The organism is Rhodopseudomonas sp. P1 (assembly GCF_039642825.1).
In the GTDB taxonomy this organism is placed as follows: Bacteria; Pseudomonadota; Alphaproteobacteria; order Rhizobiales; family Xanthobacteraceae; genus Rhodopseudomonas; species Rhodopseudomonas palustris_H.
The window spans coordinates 1,056,347-1,073,460 of the sequence record NZ_CP088006.1; the positions used below are offsets into that span (position 1 = coordinate 1,056,347).

At 66.0% G+C, this 17,114-nt stretch carries 21 protein-coding genes; 9 read left to right on the forward strand and 12 right to left on the reverse strand.

Features of this window, described 5'->3' with window-relative positions; all coding sequences use genetic code 11:
- Nucleotides 1–24: 24 nt before the first annotated feature.
- Nucleotides 25–252, reverse strand: coding sequence for a 50S ribosomal protein L31 (gene rpmE / locus LRC39_RS04885; RefSeq protein ID WP_011156453.1), 228 nt, complete (start codon nt 250–252; stop codon nt 25–27).
- A gap of 197 nt (nt 253–449) precedes the next feature.
- Here rpmE and LRC39_RS04890 point away from each other — a divergent pair, with 197 nt between their 5' ends.
- Entirely contained in the window at nt 450–2,354 is a 1,905-nt protein-coding gene (locus tag LRC39_RS04890; protein ID WP_264075608.1) for an ABC transporter transmembrane domain-containing protein, read from the forward strand.
- A 7-nt stretch (nt 2,355–2,361) separates the two neighbouring features.
- On the opposite strand, the gene LRC39_RS04895 is transcribed toward LRC39_RS04890, so the two are convergent.
- The 5 genes from LRC39_RS04895 to LRC39_RS04915 form a co-directional block, all read right to left on the reverse strand.
- Complete coding sequence (locus LRC39_RS04895; RefSeq protein WP_346296514.1) at nt 2,362–2,655, reverse strand: type II toxin-antitoxin system RelE/ParE family toxin; 294 nt, start codon at nt 2,653–2,655, stop codon at nt 2,362–2,364.
- On the reverse strand, nt 2,652–2,879 hold the full coding sequence (locus LRC39_RS04900; protein WP_107354348.1) for a hypothetical protein: 228 nt from the start codon (nt 2,877–2,879) through the stop codon (nt 2,652–2,654). Before LRC39_RS04900 ends, LRC39_RS04895 begins: the two co-directional genes overlap by 4 nt.
- 37 nt (nt 2,880–2,916) lie before the next feature.
- A complete protein-coding gene (locus tag LRC39_RS04905; protein ID WP_346296515.1) occupies nt 2,917–3,366 on the reverse strand; it encodes a GNAT family N-acetyltransferase in 450 nt (149 codons plus the stop codon).
- Nucleotides 3,367–3,514: 148 nt separating this feature from the next.
- Nucleotides 3,515–4,540, reverse strand: coding sequence for a peptidoglycan -binding protein (locus LRC39_RS04910; protein ID WP_107343078.1), 1,026 nt, complete (start codon nt 4,538–4,540; stop codon nt 3,515–3,517).
- Complete coding sequence (locus tag LRC39_RS04915) at nt 4,540–5,559, reverse strand: flagellar motor protein MotA (protein ID WP_164572684.1); 1,020 nt, start codon at nt 5,557–5,559, stop codon at nt 4,540–4,542. Before LRC39_RS04915 ends, LRC39_RS04910 begins: the two co-directional genes overlap by 1 nt.
- A gap of 180 nt (nt 5,560–5,739) precedes the next feature.
- Here LRC39_RS04915 and LRC39_RS04920 point away from each other — a divergent pair, with 180 nt between their 5' ends.
- The 4 genes from LRC39_RS04920 to LRC39_RS04935 all read left to right on the forward strand — a co-directional run bounded on the left by LRC39_RS04920 (nt 5,740) and on the right by LRC39_RS04935 (nt 8,348).
- A complete protein-coding gene (locus LRC39_RS04920) occupies nt 5,740–6,567 on the forward strand; it encodes a DUF1295 domain-containing protein (RefSeq protein WP_430624923.1) in 828 nt (275 codons plus the stop codon).
- Complete coding sequence (locus tag LRC39_RS04925; protein ID WP_346296516.1) at nt 6,564–7,589, forward strand: SAM-dependent methyltransferase; 1,026 nt, start codon at nt 6,564–6,566, stop codon at nt 7,587–7,589. The genes LRC39_RS04920 and LRC39_RS04925 overlap by 4 nt, the downstream gene beginning before the upstream one ends.
- A gap of 309 nt (nt 7,590–7,898) precedes the next feature.
- Nucleotides 7,899–8,066, forward strand: a complete 168-nt coding sequence (locus tag LRC39_RS04930; RefSeq protein ID WP_205502341.1) for a hypothetical protein — start codon at nt 7,899–7,901, stop codon at nt 8,064–8,066.
- A gap of 87 nt (nt 8,067–8,153) precedes the next feature.
- Nucleotides 8,154–8,348: a hypothetical protein gene (locus LRC39_RS04935; protein ID WP_011156461.1), complete on the forward strand. Its 195-nt coding sequence runs from the start codon at nt 8,154–8,156 to the stop codon at nt 8,346–8,348.
- Nucleotides 8,349–8,445: 97 nt separating this feature from the next.
- On the opposite strand, the gene LRC39_RS04940 is transcribed toward LRC39_RS04935, so the two are convergent.
- Nucleotides 8,446–8,655: a helix-turn-helix domain-containing protein gene (locus tag LRC39_RS04940; RefSeq protein WP_107343082.1), complete on the reverse strand. Its 210-nt coding sequence runs from the start codon at nt 8,653–8,655 to the stop codon at nt 8,446–8,448.
- 3 nt (nt 8,656–8,658) lie between these two features.
- On the reverse strand, nt 8,659–9,234 hold the full coding sequence (locus LRC39_RS04945; protein ID WP_107354355.1) for a DUF2975 domain-containing protein: 576 nt from the start codon (nt 9,232–9,234) through the stop codon (nt 8,659–8,661).
- Nucleotides 9,235–9,312: 78 nt separating this feature from the next.
- Between LRC39_RS04945 and LRC39_RS04950 the strand changes: the two genes are divergently transcribed.
- Nucleotides 9,313–9,891, forward strand: a complete 579-nt coding sequence (locus tag LRC39_RS04950) for a hypothetical protein (RefSeq protein WP_346296517.1) — start codon at nt 9,313–9,315, stop codon at nt 9,889–9,891.
- A gap of 67 nt (nt 9,892–9,958) precedes the next feature.
- Here LRC39_RS04950 and LRC39_RS04955 read toward each other — a convergent pair whose 3' ends face one another.
- Together LRC39_RS04955 and LRC39_RS04960 are read right to left on the reverse strand one after the other, a co-directional pair.
- The gene (locus LRC39_RS04955) at nt 9,959–10,561 is read right to left on the reverse strand and encodes a UbiX family flavin prenyltransferase (RefSeq protein ID WP_346296518.1); all 603 of its coding nucleotides are present in this window, start codon (nt 10,559–10,561) and stop codon (nt 9,959–9,961) included.
- Nucleotides 10,558–12,096 carry a UbiD family decarboxylase gene (locus LRC39_RS04960; protein ID WP_263990682.1) on the reverse strand — a complete coding sequence of 513 codons (1,539 nt, stop codon included), beginning with the start codon at nt 12,094–12,096 and terminating at the stop codon, nt 10,558–10,560. The genes LRC39_RS04955 and LRC39_RS04960 overlap by 4 nt, the downstream gene beginning before the upstream one ends.
- 115 nt (nt 12,097–12,211) lie before the next feature.
- On the opposite strand from LRC39_RS04960, the gene ubiT reads away from it, so the two are divergent.
- The 3 genes from ubiT to LRC39_RS04975 all read left to right on the forward strand — a co-directional run bounded on the left by ubiT (nt 12,212) and on the right by LRC39_RS04975 (nt 14,728).
- Nucleotides 12,212–12,757 carry a ubiquinone anaerobic biosynthesis accessory factor UbiT gene (gene ubiT, locus LRC39_RS04965; RefSeq protein ID WP_346297475.1) on the forward strand — a complete coding sequence of 182 codons (546 nt, stop codon included), beginning with the start codon at nt 12,212–12,214 and terminating at the stop codon, nt 12,755–12,757.
- A 3-nt stretch (nt 12,758–12,760) separates the two neighbouring features.
- Nucleotides 12,761–13,738 (forward strand): ubiquinone anaerobic biosynthesis protein UbiU, encoded by a 978-nt coding sequence (gene ubiU / locus LRC39_RS04970; protein ID WP_107343087.1) that lies wholly within the window; start codon nt 12,761–12,763, stop codon nt 13,736–13,738.
- A gap of 69 nt (nt 13,739–13,807) precedes the next feature.
- Nucleotides 13,808–14,728 carry a U32 family peptidase gene (locus tag LRC39_RS04975; RefSeq protein WP_346296519.1) on the forward strand — a complete coding sequence of 307 codons (921 nt, stop codon included), beginning with the start codon at nt 13,808–13,810 and terminating at the stop codon, nt 14,726–14,728.
- A 391-nt stretch (nt 14,729–15,119) separates the two neighbouring features.
- Here the strand turns inward: LRC39_RS04975 and LRC39_RS04980 are convergent, their stop codons facing one another.
- The gene (locus LRC39_RS04980; RefSeq protein ID WP_263990684.1) at nt 15,120–15,908 is read right to left on the reverse strand and encodes an inositol monophosphatase family protein; all 789 of its coding nucleotides are present in this window, start codon (nt 15,906–15,908) and stop codon (nt 15,120–15,122) included.
- A 103-nt stretch (nt 15,909–16,011) separates the two neighbouring features.
- Nucleotides 16,012–17,106, reverse strand: a complete 1,095-nt coding sequence (locus tag LRC39_RS04985) for a tetratricopeptide repeat protein (RefSeq protein ID WP_346296520.1) — start codon at nt 17,104–17,106, stop codon at nt 16,012–16,014.
- Nucleotides 17,107–17,114: the final 8 nt, after the last annotated feature.

Consider the following 17,114-nt stretch of genomic DNA (forward strand, 5'->3'; position numbering starts at 1 on the left):
CGCCGGCGAAAAGCCGGCGCCGGCTCAATCCTTCTTGAGGAAGCCCGAGAACTTCTTCTGGAAGCGCGACACGCGGCCGCCGCGGTCCAGCACCTGCTGGGTGCCGCCGGTCCACGCCGGATGCGACTTCGGGTCGATGTCGAGGTTCAGCTTGTCGCCCTCTTTGCCCCAGGTCGACCGCGTCTGGTACTCGGTCCCGTCAGTCATGACGACGGTAATGGTATGATAGTCCGGGTGAATTTCGGTCTTCATGGGTGATCCCTTGCGCTCGCCGGCGCCTGCATCGCGATGATTTCGGGCGAATTTGCCGGGCTCTATATCCCAGGCGCGCCGCATGCACAAGGCACAGCACACGATCCGGTGACCGGGTTGTCCCGGATTTGCCAGCCGCGGGCATTGCGGCCTATGTGGTGCCGGCTAAAGCGTTTTCATCGATTTGGCAGTTCCGAATGACGGCACCGAATAAACCGCAGAGCTCCAACTCCGACGCGTCGGCGATCAGTTTGTCGCTGGATGCGATCGCGGCGACCGAGAATGTCGGGCCGCGCACCGGCACCTTGCGGGCCGATGCCGATCCGAGCCAGGTCGAGGAGGTCGCGGCCGTCGCCAAGCGCAGCCGGCTGAAGCCGCTGCTCTCGCTGATGCCGTATGTGGCCCGCTACCGCGGCCGCGCCACGCTGGCGCTGATCGCCCTGATCGTTGCGGCTGCCACGACCCTGGTGGTTCCTGTCGCGGTGCGTCGGCTGATCGATTTCGGCTTCAGCGCCGAAGGTGTCGAGCTGATCAACGGCTATTTCAGTGTCATGCTTGGTGTCGTGGTGGTGCTCGCGGCCGCCAGTGCGGCCCGGTATTACCTGGTGATGACGATCGGCGAGCGGATCGTCGCCGACGTCCGGCGCGACGTGTTCCGGCATCTGACGGCACTGTCGCCGGCGTTCTTCGATTCCGCCCGCAGCGGCGAGCTGATCTCGCGCCTGACCGCCGACACCACCCAGATCAAATCCGCCGTCGGCGCCTCGGTGTCGATCGCGCTGCGCAACATGCTGCTGTTCGTCGGCGCGATCTCGATGATGGTGATCTCGAGCCCGCGGCTGTCCGGCTTCGTGCTGGCGGCGATTCCGCTGATCGTGATTCCGCTGGTGGCGTTCGGGCGGTGGGTGCGGCGGCTGTCGCGCAACGCGCAGGACACGCTGGCGGACGCGTCGGCCTATGCGGCCGAATTGGTCGGCGCGATCCGTACCGTGCAGGCTTACACCAACGAACGCGTCGCCAATGCGCGGTTCGGCGGCGCGGTCGAAGAGTCCTACGAGGCGGCGCGCAGCTCGACCGGGGCGCGGGCGCTGCTCACCGCGATCATCATCTTCATCGTGTTCGCCAGCGTGGTGGCGATCCTGTGGGTCGGCTCCCACGACGTCGCCATCGGCGCCATGTCGCCGGGCCGGCTCGGTCAGTTCATTCTGTACGCGGTGTTCGCGGCTTCCAGCCTCGGCCAGCTCAGCGAAGTCTGGGGCGAAGTGTCGGCAGCCTCGGGTGCAGCCGAACGGCTGTTCGAAATCCTGCGGGTCAAGCCGGAGATCGCGGCCCCGGCGCAGCCGAAGGCGCTGCCGATGCCGGTGCGCGGCGACGTGGTGTTCGACAATGTCAGCTTCTCCTATCCGACCCGGCCGGACTTCCTGGCGCTCGACGGCCTGTCGCTGAGCATTCGCGCAGGCGAGAAGGTCGCGATCGTCGGCCCCTCCGGCGCCGGCAAGAGCACGCTGTTTCACCTGCTGCTGCGGTTCTACGATCCGACCTCCGGCACGGTTTCGCTCGACGGCGTCGCCATCAACGCCGCCGATCCGCAGGCGGTGCGCGAGCGGATCGCCCTGGTGCCGCAGGACTCGGTGGTGTTCGCCGCGACCGCGCGCGACAACATCCGGTTCGGTCGCGATGACGCCAGCGAGCTCGACGTCGAGCGCGCCGCGCAGCAGGCCCATGCGACCGAATTCATCTCTCGCCTGCCGGAGGGCTTCGACACCCGGCTCGGCGAGCGCGGCGTGACGCTATCCGGCGGCCAGCGCCAGCGCATCGCCATCGCTCGCGCGATCCTGCGTGACGCGCCGCTGCTGCTGCTCGACGAAGCGACCTCGTCACTCGACGCTGAAAGCGAAGTGCTGGTGCAGACCGCGCTGCAGCAACTGATGCGCGACCGCACCACGCTGGTGATCGCCCATCGCCTCGCCACCGTGCTGTCGTGCGACCGCATCGTGGTGATGGAGCACGGCCGCATCGTGGAGCAAGGCACCCACGCCCAGCTCGTGGCCCGCGGCGGCCTCTACGCCCGCCTCGCCAAGCTGCAGTTCGAGGCGGCGTAATTCGCCTCTACTTCGATCGGCCGGGTAGATTCGGATCTCGCGCCGCATGGCGGACGGCATGGATGACGATCTCCTCGGTGCCGACCTCGTAGAAGATCAGATACGGATAGGGTGTCGTGACCAAACGTCGGACCGTGGCATCGCTTGTTCGCGTGCCGACTCTCGGATGCGTTCGAAGGAGTTCGATCGCGGTTCGAATCCGCGCTTGGACACGCTTTGCGCCTTGCGGCGAGTATTCGGCAATATAAGCAAGGACGGCACTGAGATCGGCGAGGGCCGGCTCGGTGAAGCGGACCTTCACAGGTCGTACTTGGCCCAGAGCGCGCGGACATCCTCGTCAGATGCGAAGGCTCCGCGCTTGGCCGCATCTTTCGAGCGTTCAATGGCGGCCCGCTCGTCGTCCGACAAACCGACGACGACGTCATCATCGCCGGTGAGCTGCAGCACCACCCGCGCAATATCATCCTGCAGTTCGGCAGGAAGACTGCGGGCCACTTCCAGCGCTTGATCGAGCAGCTTGGTCATCGCATGAGACTAGCAATTCGCGGCGGCTTGCGGAAGCTCAGGGCCGCCACAACATGTTCAGCACCGGCCGGCCGGAGCTATTGAGCTCCTCGCTGGTCACCGCGAAGCCGTTGCGGCGATAGAACTTGATGGCGCGGTAGTTGTCGGCGTTGACCTTGAGGGTGACCTCGGTCGGTGAGCGGCGCTTGGCCTCGTCGACCAGCGCTTCGGCGACACCCCATCCCCAGTGTTCGGGTTCGACCACCAACTGGTCGAGATAACCGGCTACGTCGATGGTGACGAAGCCGATCAGCGCGGCGCCCTGTTCGGCGACGATGATGGCGGCTTGCGGCACCAGCTCGCTGCGCCAGCGCTCGCGCCACCAATCGACCCGCTTGGTGAAGTCGATCGCCGGATAAGCGAGTTGCCAGGTCCGCAGCCACAGCGCGATCGCGGGGTCTTCGTCGGCTTTGGTGTAGGGGCGGAGAGAGAAGGTGGGTGATGTCATCGCACGTACCATGAACCGTCATTCCGGGGCTGGCGCAGCGCAGCTGCGCGCGAATCCGGAATCTGACACGCGCACCGATCGAGATTCCGGGTTCGCCGCTTCGCGGCGCCCCGGAATGACCAAAGACAGGTCGACAACAACAACAACCTCACCGCTCCGTCAGCTTCAGTTCGATTCGGCGGTTGCGCTTGTAGGCATCGTCGGTGTCGGCGGTGTCGAGTGGCTGGAATTCGGCGAAGCCGGCGGCGACGAGGCGCTGCGCCGGGACGCCGAGCGACATCAGATACTGCACCACCGAGATGGCGCGGGCGCTCGACAGCTCCCAGTTCGACTTGAAGGCGCCGGTGATCGGCCGCTTGTCGGTGTGGCCGTCGACACGCACCACCCAGGGCAGCTCGGCCGGGATCTTCTTGTCGAGCTCCTTTAGCGCCTCGGCGACCTTGTCGAGCTCGGCGCGGCCTTCCGGCAGCAACAGCGCCTGGCCGGTGTCGAAGAACACCTCGGACTGGAAGACGAAGCGGTCGCCGACGATGCGGATGTCGGGCCGGTCGCCCAGGATGGCGCGCAGGCGGCCGAAGAACTCCGAGCGGTAGCGCGACAGCTCCTGCACCCGCTGCGCCAGCGCGACGTTCAGTCGCTGGCCGAGATCGGCGATCTTGTTCTGGGATTCCTTGCCGCGCTTTTCGGATGCGTCGAGCGCTTCTTCCAGCGCGGCGAGCTGGCGGCGCAGCGCGGCGATCTGCTGGTTCAGCACCTCGACCTGCGCCAGCGCGCGGGCCGAGATCTGCTTTTCCGAATCCAGCGCCTTGTTGAGCTCGGTGGCGCGGCCGGCAGCGTCGTTGCCGGCGCCGGCGAGGCCGTCGTACAGGCCCTTGACCCGGTCGCGCTCGCTCTCGGCGGCCGACAGCCCGGCGCGCATCTGCGCGAGCTGCTCCTCCAGATTGAGCTTGCCGAGCTTTTCCAGCGACAGGATGTCGTTGAGCTGGGCGATCTTGGCGTTCAGCTCGGCCAGTGCCTTGTCCTTGCCGGTGACCTCCTGCGACAGGAAGAACTGCACCACCAGGAATACGGTGAGCAGGAACACGATGCCGAGGATCAGCGTCGACAGCGCATCGACGAAGCCGGGCCAGTAATTGAAGCCGGACTCCTGCCGGCGGCCGCGGGCCAGCGCCATCAGCTCTTCTCCGGCTCGCGCAGGCTTTTCTCCGGCCGCTGCACCAGGGCGGACAACAGCTCCTTGATCTCGCGGTTCTGCTCGCCCTGAGCGTCGGCCCATTCGCGGATCATCTGCTGCTCGTTGCGCATGTGCGCGACCAGGCTCTGGATCGCATTGGCAAGATTGGCCATCGCGGCGGTGGTGGCGCGGTTGGCGCCGCCGTCCTCCAGCGTCAGCCGCAGGCGCTCCAGCGCGGCCTGCAGGTCGGCGCTGCCGGCAAGCGCGCCATCGCCGGCCGAGCTGCGCACCGTCGAGGCCAGCCAGTCTTCGAGGTCGGTGTAGAACCGGTTCTGCGCCTGGCTGGACTGCAGATCGAGGAAGCCGAGGATCAGCGAGCCGGCGAGACCGAACAGCGACGACGAGAACGAAATCCCCATGCCGCCGAGCGGGGCGGCGAGGCCTTCCTTCAGCGTGTCGAACAGCGAGCCGGCGTCGCCGGTCACCTTCAGGCTGCCGATCACCCCGCCGATCGAGCCGACGGTCTCGATCAGGCCCCAGAACGTGCCGAGCAGGCCGAGGAAGACCAAAAGCCCGGTCATGTAGCGCGAGATGTCGCGCGCTTCGTCGAGCCTTGTGGCGATCGAGTCGAGCAGGTGGCGCATTGTCTGCGGCGAGATCGCGATCCGCCCGGAGCGCTCGCCGCCGAGGATCGCGGCCATCGGCGCCAGCAGGCTCGGCCGCCGGTCGAGCGCCAGCCCCGGATCGTTGATGCGGAAGTTATTGACCCAGGCGACCTCGGGATACAGCCGGATCACCTGGCGGAAGGCCAGCACGATGCCGATCACCAGCACCGCGCCGATCAGGCCGTTGAGGCCAGGATTGGCCATGAACGCGGCCAGCACCTGCTTGTACAGCACCACCACGATCAGCGCGCACAGCACCAGGAACACCAGCATCCGCACCAGGAAGATTCGCGGCGACGACAGCTTGTCGAGTTCGATCTCCATCGCGTGGCGCGGGGAAGGGCCTGAAGCCATCGTCGGTTTGGTCTCCGGTTTGCCGGAAGCGGCTGTTTCACCCAATATGGCACAGCACGGCGCGGAAGAAAGCCGTTGCGGCGGTTATCCGCCACCGCGTCGCGGGGGAACTCGAATCGAAACTCCGACGTGGCGCTGAACGTATCTGCCGTCTCAGCATGGCAGTCGAACGACGGGTGGATGATGACGGGTGTGTATCTCGGAGCGCTGGCGGGAATCGCGGTGGCGCTGGCGGTGCTGATGGCAGGCGCCTGGGTGGTGCAGCAGCGGACCGGCAACTCCGGCTGGGTCGATACCATCTGGACGTTTTCGCTCGGGCTGACCGGCGCGGTGTCGTCGCTGTGGTCGATCGATGGCGCGGCGCCGGATGCGCGGCAATGGCTGGTGGCGGTGCTGGTCGCGGCGTGGTCGCTGCGGCTCGGCTCGCACATCGCCGCCCGCACCCAGCACATCAGCGACGATCCGCGCTACGCCGCCTACGCGGCGGAATGGGGCGCCGATGCACCGAAGAAGATGTTCTTCTTCCTGCAGAACCAGGCCTACGCCACCATTCCGCTGGTGTTTGCGATCTTCGTCGCGGCGCATGCGCCGGCCGGCAGTTTGCGGCTGCAGGACTATCTCGGCGTGCTGATCCTGATCGTCGGCATCGCCGGCGAAGGGCTGGCCGACTCCCAGCTCAAGGCGTTCCGTGAAGATCCCGCCAACAAGGGCAAGGTGTGCGACGCCGGGCTGTGGCGATGGTCGCGGCATCCGAACTACTTCTTCCAGTGGTTCGGCTGGCTGGCCTATCCGGTGATCGCGATTCCGTTCGCCGAGCCGCTGTCTTACCTTTGGGGCTATGCGGCGGTGGCAGCGCCGCTGTTCATGTACTGGATCCTGGTGTACGTCACCGGCATTCCGCCGCTCGAGGAGCAGATGCTGAAATCGCGCGGCGACCGCTATCGCGACTACCAGGCCAGGACCTCGATGTTCTTCCCGCTGCCACCCCGGCGCTCCGCCACGCCATGAGCGGGCTCGCCTCGCTGATCGACATCGCCGAGCGGGTGCCGCTGCCGGACGCGGTGATCCGCGCCGGCATCCGCATGCTGTGCGCCCGCACCGCCGCCAAGATGGCGCTCGGCAATGAGGCCAGCGACGCGGCATTCGCCCACGCGATGGCGGCGCGCGAGGTCGCCGAGCATCCCGACGCGGCGAACGCCCAGCACTACGAGGTGCCGGCGGCATTCTTCGGCAAGGTGCTCGGGCCGCACCGCAAATACTCGTCCTGCTTCTATCGCGACGCCGAGACTACGCTGGCGCAGGCCGAAGCGGAGGCGCTGCGGCTGACGATAGAGCACGCCGACCTGCGCGACGGCCAGGCGATCCTCGAACTCGGCTGCGGCTGGGGTTCGCTGTCGCTGGCGATGGCCGAGCGGTTTCCCTATGCGCGGATCCTGTCGGTCTCGAACTCGGCGTCGCAGCGGCAGTACATCGAGGCTCAGGCCGCCGCGCGGCGGCTGATGAACCTGCGCGTCGTCACCTGCGACATGAATGCGTTCGAACCCCACGATAAATTCGACCGCGTGGTCTCGGTCGAGATGTTCGAGCACATGATGAACTGGCGCAAGCTGATGACTTGGGTCCGCGGCTGGCTGAAGCCGGGCGGGTTGTTCTTCATGCACGTCTTTAGTCACCGCCGTGGCACTTACTTGTTCGACCGCACCGACCCATCCGACTGGATCGCGCAGCATTTCTTCACCGGCGGAGTGATGCCGAGCCACCGGCTGATCCGGCAATATGCCGATCTGTTCGAAATCGATGAGCAGTGGCGTTGGAGCGGGCGTCACTACCAGCGCACGGCCGAAGACTGGCTGGTCAATTTCGATCGTCACCGCGCGGAGATCGAAACCATCCTGCGCCCGGTCTATGGCGACGACACCGCGCTGTGGATGCGTCGCTGGCGCTGGTTCTTCCTCGCAACCTCCGGCCTGTTCGGCTACTCCGACGGCGACGAATGGGGCGTGAGTCATTACCGCCTGAAGCCGGCCTGATTGCTCGTGCAACGGGGCGCGACGTGTTGTCGCTCTGCGTGTGCTGCAAAGCTCGACGATGCGCGCACTCGTTGTGGCGCCGCTCTCGCGGCCAATTCACAACACAGTGAGCAGTAGTGTTTTCAAGCGGTTCTGGGTCCAAAAATCCCGCTTAATAAACAGCTAACTACATGGAACTAATCACTTCTTGGTTCCTGAACCCGGTCGGCAAAATTGATCCGGCGCAATGCGGGCAGCGGTACTTTCCCTAGTTTTGCCTTCGACGAAAGCAGGAGGTGTGACGTGTTTCTAGATTCTGTCGGATCGCTCGTGTTGTTCCTGACGTGCGCCGTCGGCCCTGCGTTGATTGCGTATCTCGTCGTCGACGATCTGTGGCGTAAGGCAACTCAGCGTGCGCAACCGCAGCCCCCGGCTCCGGTGGTGACCGCCAAGCAGGCACCCGAGCGGCGCTTCGGCTGGTTCGCGTGGGCGAACTGAGTTCGGTGAACTAAGCTACGAGTTCAAGACGGGCGCACCCGCCGTCGAGCTTCCAGGGTGCTCATCGCAAACAGTGAGGAAAGAGCCTTGACCATTGTTGCATTGATCGCAGCGATCTACGGGCTGGTCGGCCTGATCGGTCTGGTGGCCTTGATCATCGGCGGCCGTGAGGTCGTGGCGCAGAACGCGCACTGGAAGCGCTTCGACGAAGCCCATTACTGGGACGAAGCGGCGGAAGACTGGCGGCCGCACGAACACGCCTCGCGGCCCGCGACGGCCTGATCGGACGTCGATCCGCCCGCGCCGATCGCGGCGCCAACTTGAAAATTCGAAGGCCGGCATCTGCGCCTCGCAGCTGCCGGCCTTTTGTTGTTCGGTGCTACTTGTCCTCGACGTATTCGAGAATGTCGCCGGGCTGACACTCCAGCACCGCGCAGATCCGTGACAGCGTCTCGAAACGAATACCCTTCACCTTGCCGGATTTCAGCAGCGAGACATTCTGCTCGGTGATGCCGATCTGCTCGGCGAGCTCCTTCGAGCGCATCTTGCGCCGCGCCAGCATCACGTCGAGATTGACCACAATCGCCATCGCCTACACGAAGCTCGCATTCTCGTCGGCCAACCGCGCCGCCTCGCGCATCACCGCCGCGACCGCCACCAGCACGCCGCCGACGATCACCGAAACATAGTCGTTGCTGGAGAACGTCAGCACCAGCAGACGTTGGCCGGGAGGATTGCTCAGCGACAGCGCGAGCGCCAGAGCGGTCGCGGTAACGGGGCCAAGCAGGCCCTGCGCCAGCACGGCGATGCCGAAGCGCTGCAGGTGGGTGGCCGCTGCCGTGGTGAAGACCTGGCCGCGCGCGAACTCGGCGAACAGCGCTCGGACATTGAGCAGCCCCCACAGCATCACGGCAACCGGCACGGTGATGATGACAGCCGCGAGTGCCTGATTGCCGGCGTCGAGCGGCAGCCGTGTGCCGATCTCGCCGAGCTTGGTCAGCAGCAGATTGCGGGTCCAGCTCGGGACCAGGAAGACGGCGCCGATCAGCCCCACGATCAGTACGATCCCGATCGTGCTCATCCATTCCATCGCGCGCGACAGCCGGACCAGCTTGGTGGCCGCCGGACCGGTCAGTCCGATCGAGGTGCCGGATAGTCGTGCTTGCATTGCAAGGCTCCATCATCTATTTCGAGATGAAATTATCGTAAAACGATAATTTATCATCGTCAAGACAGGATGAGATCCATGCGTTTCTCCGCCTCGTTCAGATTTGCTGCCGCCGCCATGGCGCTCGGTGCCCTGACCGCCTGCAGCTCCGTTCCGATCACCTCGATGGTCAAGCTGGTGCGTACCGATCTGGCTGCAACCGATCCGGCCGCGCTGCGCATTGCCGTGCGGTTGCCGCAAGGGCTGCGGCCGCGCCGGGTCACCCTGCGCGTCACCGTGGCGGTGGGCGCGGATAAACGCGAGCAGGCGTTCGTGCTGGCCGATCTCGACGATCCCGGCGAACTGTTGTCGCTGAAGGACGAAGTGACGAACGACACCATGATCTACGCCTTCCGGATCGCACCCGAGGATGTGCCGCGGCTGCTCGCGGTCCGCGATCAAATGGCGGCTCACAAGGCAAAGGGCGAGCGCGGCTCGCTGACGATCGGGGTCGGCGCCGAAGCCTGCCGCACCGGCACGCTGCCGGCCAAGACTCTGGTCACGACCTATCTGAAGACCGAGCGCGCCGGCGACTTCTTCCCGCTGACGCGCGACGTCGACCTCCGCAAGGACGTGCCGAAAGAGGCTGTGCCCGACCGCATTCCGCTGTGCACCTAAAGCGGGAAGTTCTTCAATTCTCCCTACGCGCGGGGATAAGGAGCAGGCCGTGCAGCGAAGGAACGGCTCAGGGCTTCGGACAGGTCGGCGGGGTCTCGTCGGACCATTCTGGAGCCGACAACTCCAGATCGTTTAGGCCGAGCAAACCGATCGCGCGCAGTGCCATGTGGTCGACCATTTCCGAGATCGAGCGCGGCCGCTGATAGAACGCCGGCGACAGCGGTGCCACGATTGCGCCGATCTCGGTCGCCTGCGCCATGCTACGGATATGGCCGAGATGCAGCGGGGTCTCACGCAGCATAAGCACCAGCCGGCGCCGCTCCTTGAGCTGCACGTCGGCGGAGCGCACCAGCAGATTGTCGAGATCGCCGTGGGCGATCGCCGACAGGGTGCGGATCGAACACGGCGCCACGATCATGCCCGAGGTGCGGAACGAGCCGGAGGCGATACAGGCGCCAACGTCGTCGATCTTGTGAAAGCGATGCACCAGGTCGGCGGCGTGATCGAGCGCGTTTGGTCCGACCTCATAGGCGATGGTCCGCCGGGCGGCTTTCGACACCACCAGATGAACTTCGCAATCGACTGAGGCCAGCAGTTCGACCACCCGCAGCCCCACCGCGGCGCCCGAGGCGCCGCTGATGCCGACCACGATGCGGTGCTGCGTGCTCATCGGATCAGCCGGCGTTGCCCGGCCGCCGGTTGATGTTCCGGCGACAGTCCGAGGCTGGTCCACATCGCATCGACCCGTGCGATCACGTCCTTGTCCATCTCCAGCACCTTGCCCCACTCGCGCTCGGTCTCGGTGCCGATCTTGTTGGTGGCGTCGATGCCGAGCTTACCGCCGAGTCCGGATTTCGGCGAGGCGAAGTCGAGATAATCGATCGGGGTGTCGCTGATCGACACCATGTCGCGCGAGGTGTCGCAGCGTGTCGACACCGCCCACATCACGTCGGCCCAGTCGCGGACATCGACGTCGTCGTCGACGATGATCAGCAGCTTGGTGTAGCTGAACTGCGGCAGCATCGACCACAGCCCCATCATCAGCCGGCGCGCTTGGCCGGGATAGCGCTTCTTGATCGAGGCGACCGCGATCCGATAGGAGCACGCCTCCGGCGGCAGCCACAGATCGACGATCTCGGGGAATTGTCGCCGCGCGACCGGGAGAAACACGTCGTTGAACGCTTCGCCGAGCCGCGACGGTTCGTCCGGCGGCCGGCCCGTGTAGGTCGACAGATAAATCGGATGCCGGCGCATGGTGATGGCGGTGATCCGCATCACCGGGAATTCTTCGACCGCATTGTAATAGCCGGTGTGGTCGCCATACGGCCCCTCCGGCGCGGTCTCGGTCGGCGACACGAAGCCTTCGAGCACGATCTCGGCATCAGCCGGCACGCTGATCGGAATGGTCTGGCACGGCGTCAGGCTCGGCCGCTCGCCACCGAGCAGGCCGGCGAATTTGATTTCCGACACCGTCTCCGGCAGCGGCAGCACCGCCGAGAGAATCATCGAAGGATCGGCGCCGATCACGATCGCCACCGGCATCTCGCGCTTGTCGGCCTTCCACTGGTGGTGGTGCTTGGCGCCACCGCGATGCGCCAGCCAGCGCATGATCAGGCGATCCTTGCCCAGCACCTGCATCCGATAGACGCCGACATTGTCGGTGCCGTGCGCGCCGGGCGGCGGCTTGGTGAAGACGAGGCCCCAGGTGATCAGCGGCGCCGGCTCTCCCGGCCAGGGGATCTGCACCGGCAGCCGGCCGAGATCGACCGCGTCGCCGGTCAGCACCACTTCCTGCACCGGCGCCGATTTCGCCATCTTGGGCCGCATCGCCAGCGCGGCCTTGGCCATCGGCAGCTTGCTCAAAGCGTCGGTCAGGCTCTGCGGCGGCGCTGGCTCGCGCATTTCGGCGAGCGCCTCGCCGAGCCGCGACAGGTTTTCCGGCAGGATGCCGAGGCCCCAGGCCACCCGTTCGACCGTGCCGAACAGATTGACCAGGATCGGCATCTCCGACGGCCTGCCGTCGGCCTTGATCGGGTTTTCGATCAGGAGTGCCGGGCCACCTGCATGCAGCACGCGGCGATGGATTTCGGTGAGGTCGTGGACCACCGACACCGGCTTGCGGATGCGGTGCAACTGTCCGCGTGATTCGAGATAGCCACTAAATGCACGCAGATCAGGGAAGGGCGGTTTGACGCGGCTCAGCATGGTGTCTCCCTGCGGACAACATTGGTCAGCACTTGCCATCGACCCTGTCTTTGATCAGGCGCAAAGAAGTACCGTCGGGGCCGGGCTACGCGAACTGTTCACGATAAGGTGGCCCATGTCGGTATCCAATTCGTCCGTCTCCAGGATGCCCGCGCCGCTTGCCCTTGCGACGCGGGTGTTGCCGCTGTTGCCGCTGCAGGTGTTGCTCGGAATCTGCTTGCGCGAAATTCGCGCGCGCCATCCCCGGATCTTCGATCGCCTCGGTCCGCACACCGGCAAGCGCTACGGCCTCGCGCCGACCGACCTGCCGATTGCGTTCGTGCTCGAGCCGCGTCGGATGAGTCCGCGGGTCACGGTGGTGCGCACGCTGCCCACCAACATCCACGCGCGGATCGCGGGGCCGCTGTCGGCGCTGATCGGCATGACCGACGGCTCCTATGATGGCGACGCGCTGTTCTTCTCGCGCGACATCGAAATCGACGGCGACATGGAAGCGGTGGTCGCGCTGCGTAATGCGATCGACGATTCCCGCGTCGACTTCCTGAAAGAGTCGGTGGCGTGGTTCGGCCCGCTGGCGGCGCCGATCGAACGGATCTTGCGCAGCCTGGTCGGCGCGCAGCCCGGCTATCGCGAAGAGCTGGGTGTCGGAGGCGGAGGTTAGAGCATGGAACTGATCTGTCCCGCTGGTACGCCGGCAGCGCTGCACGATGCCGTCGCCGCAGGCGCCGACGCGATCTATTGCGGCTTCAATGACGAAACCAACGCGCGCAACTTCCCGGGGCTGAACTTCAGCCGCGACGAGATGCGGGAGTCGATCGCGCACGCGCATCGCTATGGCACCAAGGTGCTGGTGGCGATCAACACCTTCGCGCGTGCCGGCAATGTCGAGCTGTGGCAGCGCGCGGTCGACGACGCGGTCGAAGCCGAGGCCGATGCGCTGATCCTCGCCGACGTCGGCGTGATGGATTACTGCGCCAAGACCCATCCGGAGCAGCGGCTGCACGTCTCGGTGCAGGCGGCCGCCGCCAATCCGGATTCGATCCGGTTCTATGTCGACAGCTTCAACGCGCAGCGCGTGGTGCTGCCGCGCGTGCTCAGCGTCCAGGAAATCGCCGCGATCACCAAAGAGGTGAAGGTCGAGACCGAGGTCTTCATCTTCGGCGGCCTGTGCGTGATGGAAGAGGGTCGCTGCTCGCTGTCGTCCTACGCCACCGGGAAGTCGCCCAATATGGACGGCGTGTGTTCGCCGGCAGCCTCGATCCAGTATCGTGAGCAGAACGGCTCGCTGGTGTCGCGGCTCGGTGAGTTCACCATCAACAAATTCGCCAAGGGCGAGGCTGCGGCGTATCCGACGCTGTGCAAGGGCCGCTACCAGACCGACGAAGGCTGCGGCTATCTGTTCGAAGACCCGGCCAGCCTCGATGCCACCACGATGCTGCCGGACCTCCGCGCCGCCGGCGTTGCGGCGCTCAAGATCGAAGGCCGCCAGCGCGGCCGGGCCTATATCGAGCGGGTGGTGAAGACCTTCAAGGACGTGCTCGCCGCGCTCGACGACGGCCGGCCGCTGCCGGTCGACGCACTGCGCGGCCTGACCGAAGGCCAGTCGACCACCACCGGCGCCTACAAGAAGACCTGGCGCTGACCGAATTCTCGCGCTGATGCGTCGGTGATCTCCGAGCGTCAGCGGCTTCTGCAAAGCAAGGCGACTCCCATGCAACTCACGCTTGGACCGGTGCTGTTCAACTGGAAGCCGGAAGAGTGGCGCGACTTCTATTTCCGCATCGCCGACGAAGCGCCGGTCGACACCGTCGTGGTCGGCGAGGTGGTGTGCTCGAAGCGCCAGCCGTTCCTCGAGGAGCACATCCCGGCGGTGGTCGAGCGCCTCGCCGGCGCCGGCAAGAAGGTCCTGATGGGCTCGCTGGTGCTGATGTCGCTGCCGCGCGAGCGCAAAGCGATGGCCGAGCTCGCCGCCGACGACGGCTTCATGATGGAGGTCAACGACCTCTCCTGCCTCGGCATGCTCGGCGGCAAGGCCCACGCGATCGGTCCGTTCGTCAACATCTACAACGAGGCGACCGCGGCGTATTTCGCCTCGCGCGGCGCCAGCCGCATCTGCCTGCCGCCGGAGCTGCCGCTGTCGGCGATCCGCAGCATCGCCAAGTCGCTGCCCAACGTGTCGTTCGAGGTGTTCTCGTTCGGCCGGGTGCCGCTGGCGATCTCGGCGCGCTGCTACCACGCCCGGCTCAACAAGCTGGCGAAGGACAATTGCAAATTCGTCTGCGAGCAGGACCCGGACGGTCTCGCCGTGACCACGCTCGATGACGAGCCGTTCCTGGCGATGAACGGCGTGCAGACGCTGTCCTACACCTGCGCCAGCCTGCTCGGCGACATCGACAAGCTGAAGGACGCCGGCGTTTCCTCGATGCGGCTGTCACCGCAGCAGTGCGACATGGTGGCGGTCGCCAAGCTGTATCGTGACGTCATCGACGGCAAGACCGCGGTGGCCGAAGGTGCGCAGAAGCTCGACCAACTTTATTCGCTGAAGAAGTCGAACGGCTTCCTGTTTTCCAAGCCGGGTGCGGCGTTCGTCACCGACTCCGGCGACGTGCGGCGGATCGTGCCGGCGGCGTGAGCGCGGCGATTATTTGAAGTTCGGCGCCGTCTCCACATCACCAACCGTCATCCTCCGCGTATGCGGAGGATCCAGTACGGCGGTGCGCTGATTCTTGAAGCAAAGCTCTGGAATACTGGGTCGCCCGCCTGCGCGGGCGATGACGGCCGATGCTGTGGCACGGCGGACCAGCACTCGTCGTGTGCACTGCGGACCAGCACTCGGTCCGTCATGCGCGGGCTTGACCCGCCTGCGGGGCCGAAGCTCCTTCGGCGCGGCGAAGGCCCGCGCATCCATCCCGCGCGTGAGCGCGTGTTCACAACATCAATTGAAGAAGATGGATCGCCGGGTCGAGCCCGGCGATGACGACTGTTTAGGGGGAGCCGTTTACGATCAGCGTCTGCTCAGCGCTTCAGGTCAGCGGCTTCAGGATACGCGCGAGTTCGGCATGAATGGTTTCGTTGCCGCAGACGATGTCGCCGGTCTTGAGCACGTCGCCGCCGTTGATGTCGCCGACGGTGCCGCCGGCTTCGCGGATCATCACGATGCCGGCCGCGATGTCCCACGGCGACAGATTGCGTTCCCAGAAGCCGTCGAAGCGGCCGGCCGCGACCGCGCCGAGGTCGAGCGAAGCGGTGCCGAACCGGCGCAGGCCGGCGACCTTGGGCTGCAGCGCGGCCATCTCGCGCTGGTTCTGCGCGAAGTCACCGCGGCCGAGATGCGGCAGGCCGCAGCCGATGACGCAGTCGTGGAGTTCGCGGCGGTTGGCGACGCGCAGCCGGGTGTCGTTGAGGAACGCACCCTTGCCGCGCTCGGCGATGTACAGCTCCTCATTGGCCGGATTGTAGATCACGCCGGCGATCATCGTGCCTTCGCGTTCGAGGCCGATCGAGATCGCGAAATGCGGGATGCCGTGCAGGAAGTTGGTGGTGCCGTCGAGCGGATCGACGATCCAGCGATGGGTCTTGTCGGCGCCTTCGCGGGTGCCGCCTTCCTCGCCGAGGAAGCCGTAGCCCGGGCGCGCCTTCGACAGGTCCTCGTACAGCATCTCTTCGGCGCGCTTGTCGGCGCGGGACACGAAGTTGGCCGGACCCTTCAGCGACACCTGGAGATTTTCGATCTCGCCGAAGTCGCGCTTGAGGCTGCGGCCGGCGCGGCGCGCCGCCTTGACCATGACGTTGATGAGAGCGGAATGGATCATGGTCTGGTCTCGTGACGACCTGCGAACGGTCTGGTCGGGAAGGGAATGTGTCGGGTTTGCGGCCGCAAGGGGTGCCCTGTGCGGCGGGCGGCGTCAACCCGGATCATTTGCCGCCGCCGATCCAGGTCCGCGCCGCCTCTTCGGCCTTGGCGCGATCCTCGGCCGACATCTGCGCCAGCGTCTGGTCGAGCTGCAGATCGCCCTTGCCGGCGGTCTTGGCGACCAAGTGCCATTTCATCGCTTCGTTGATGTCGCGCGGCGCGCCCTGGCCGGAGACCAGCACGTGGGCGAGGCGATTCTGAGCGATCGGGTTATTGGCGCGCGCCGCCTTGCGCAGCAGGGCTACGGCGGCCGGCTCATTTTTCGGAGTGCCGGTGCCGTTATACAGAGCGATGGCGTATTCGACCTGGGCCGGGACGTTGCCGGCGAGCGCGGCGGCCTGCAGCAGCCGCACCGACTGCTCGATGTTCTTTGTTACCCCGGTACCTTCTTTGTAGAAGGTCGCCAGCGCGTATTGGGCTTCCGGGTTGCCGGCGTCGGCCGCCATCCGCAGCAGTTCGGCGGCGCGCTTGACGTCCTGCGGGAAGGTCTGGCCGTCGAGGTAGAGCAGCGCCAGATTATAGGCAGCCTTCGGCTCGCCGAGCTTGGCGGCCTGCGCCAGCCATTTGGCAGCTTCCTCACGGTTCGGCGGGCCGCCGCGGCCGCCCATCCGGGCCATGGCGAGCGCAAACATCGCCTCGCGGTCGCCGAGGTCGGCCGCTTTCGAATACCACTCGACCGCCTTCTTGTAGTCGCGCTTGACGCCAAGGGCGTTGGCGTAAAGCTCGCCCAGCATGGTCATGGCTTTGGCGTCGTTATCCGCGGCGCGCTTCTGAGCCAGCTCGAACGCCGTCTTGTAGAAACCGCGCTGATAGGCGCCGTACACCAGGTCGACATTGGGATCTTCGGCCGCGGCCGCGCCGCCGCCCTCGGGGGCAGCCTTGGCGTCGGGTTTGTCGGCCGGCTTCTTGGCTTTGTCCTTCGCCTCGGTGGCGGGGGCCTTGGCCGGGGCCGGCGGCCGGGGCTTCGGCTTTTCCGGCTCCAGCGGCTTCGGGAACGGGTTGGGGCCGGACGGCGGCGACAGCGAGACTTGCGCCGCTGCGCCGGTGGCAAGCAGCAACGAAGCCGCAACAATCGCGAACGCGCGCAGCGCCTTCATCTTGGAAT

What these genes read in the sequence shown, in the direction of transcription:
- rpmE (WP_011156453.1), bottom strand. Translation starts at nt 252, where the DNA reads ATGAAGACCGAAATTCACCCGGACTATCATACCATTACCGTCGTCATG.
- LRC39_RS04890 (WP_264075608.1), top strand. Translation starts at nt 450, where the DNA reads ATGACGGCACCGAATAAACCGCAGAGCTCCAACTCCGACGCGTCGGCG.
- LRC39_RS04900 (WP_107354348.1), bottom strand. Translation starts at nt 2,879, where the DNA reads ATGACCAAGCTGCTCGATCAAGCGCTGGAAGTGGCCCGCAGTCTTCCT.
- LRC39_RS04905 (WP_346296515.1), bottom strand. Translation starts at nt 3,366, where the DNA reads ATGACATCACCCACCTTCTCTCTCCGCCCCTACACCAAAGCCGACGAA.
- LRC39_RS04910 (WP_107343078.1), bottom strand. Translation starts at nt 4,540, where the DNA reads ATGGCGCTGGCCCGCGGCCGCCGGCAGGAGTCCGGCTTCAATTACTGG.
- LRC39_RS04915 (WP_164572684.1), bottom strand. Translation starts at nt 5,559, where the DNA reads ATGGCTTCAGGCCCTTCCCCGCGCCACGCGATGGAGATCGAACTCGAC.
- LRC39_RS04920 (WP_430624923.1), top strand. Translation starts at nt 5,740, where the DNA reads ATGATGACGGGTGTGTATCTCGGAGCGCTGGCGGGAATCGCGGTGGCG.
- LRC39_RS04925 (WP_346296516.1), top strand. Translation starts at nt 6,564, where the DNA reads ATGAGCGGGCTCGCCTCGCTGATCGACATCGCCGAGCGGGTGCCGCTG.
- LRC39_RS04940 (WP_107343082.1), bottom strand. Translation starts at nt 8,655, where the DNA reads ATGGCGATTGTGGTCAATCTCGACGTGATGCTGGCGCGGCGCAAGATG.
- LRC39_RS04945 (WP_107354355.1), bottom strand. Translation starts at nt 9,234, where the DNA reads ATGCAAGCACGACTATCCGGCACCTCGATCGGACTGACCGGTCCGGCG.
- LRC39_RS04950 (WP_346296517.1), top strand. Translation starts at nt 9,313, where the DNA reads ATGCGTTTCTCCGCCTCGTTCAGATTTGCTGCCGCCGCCATGGCGCTC.
- LRC39_RS04955 (WP_346296518.1), bottom strand. Translation starts at nt 10,561, where the DNA reads ATGAGCACGCAGCACCGCATCGTGGTCGGCATCAGCGGCGCCTCGGGC.
- LRC39_RS04960 (WP_263990682.1), bottom strand. Translation starts at nt 12,096, where the DNA reads ATGCTGAGCCGCGTCAAACCGCCCTTCCCTGATCTGCGTGCATTTAGT.
- ubiT (WP_346297475.1), top strand. Translation starts at nt 12,212, where the DNA reads ATGTCGGTATCCAATTCGTCCGTCTCCAGGATGCCCGCGCCGCTTGCC.
- ubiU (WP_107343087.1), top strand. Translation starts at nt 12,761, where the DNA reads ATGGAACTGATCTGTCCCGCTGGTACGCCGGCAGCGCTGCACGATGCC.
- LRC39_RS04975 (WP_346296519.1), top strand. Translation starts at nt 13,808, where the DNA reads ATGCAACTCACGCTTGGACCGGTGCTGTTCAACTGGAAGCCGGAAGAG.
- LRC39_RS04980 (WP_263990684.1), bottom strand. Translation starts at nt 15,908, where the DNA reads ATGATCCATTCCGCTCTCATCAACGTCATGGTCAAGGCGGCGCGCCGC.
- LRC39_RS04985 (WP_346296520.1), bottom strand. Translation starts at nt 17,106, where the DNA reads ATGAAGGCGCTGCGCGCGTTCGCGATTGTTGCGGCTTCGTTGCTGCTT.